Source organism: Oceanicaulis sp. UBA2681 (assembly GCF_002354675.1).
Lineage (GTDB): Bacteria > Pseudomonadota > Alphaproteobacteria > Caulobacterales > Maricaulaceae > Oceanicaulis > Oceanicaulis alexandrii.
In genome coordinates, this window is sequence record NZ_DEMB01000007.1 from 130,747 (window position 1) to 131,166 (window position 420).

General features: G+C 64.8%; 1 protein-coding gene. It reads right to left on the reverse strand.

Features of this window, described 5'->3' with window-relative positions:
- Window positions 1-272: RNA polymerase sigma factor (locus B3M53_RS05170; protein ID WP_286799720.1), on the reverse strand; the 272-nt coding region annotated here is incomplete at its 3' end.
- Window positions 273-420: the final 148 nt, after the last annotated feature.

Sequence of the window (420 nt, forward strand, 5' to 3'; positions counted from 1 at the left end):
GCCTTTCGCTGTTCGTCGCGGCACTTGTTGCGCACGATGGTGCGCATCCAAGTCTCGAAGGGATAGGCGGGATCGTATTTGCGTAGAGACCGCCAGGCCGCAACGAACGCCTGCTGGACCATATCGTAGGCGAGGTCCTCATCGCCGATATGGCGGCGAGCAAACCGGTATAGCGGCTCCTTGGTCCGGCGCATGAGCAGGGTGAACGCCCGGTCCTCCCCGGCGAGCGCCCTGGCCGCCAGGTCGCCGTCCGATGAATCGGCGTCGCGCATCACTGCCCGGTCTGGGTCAGGGTCGCCGTGACGGTCGCGTCGAAGCGCGCCTGTTGCTCGGGGGTCAGCACCTCTCGCATTTCCAGAACAAAGACGATGGTCTCACGCTGGAGCCGTCCCATGGTGCCGTGAAAGTCCTCGATCGCAG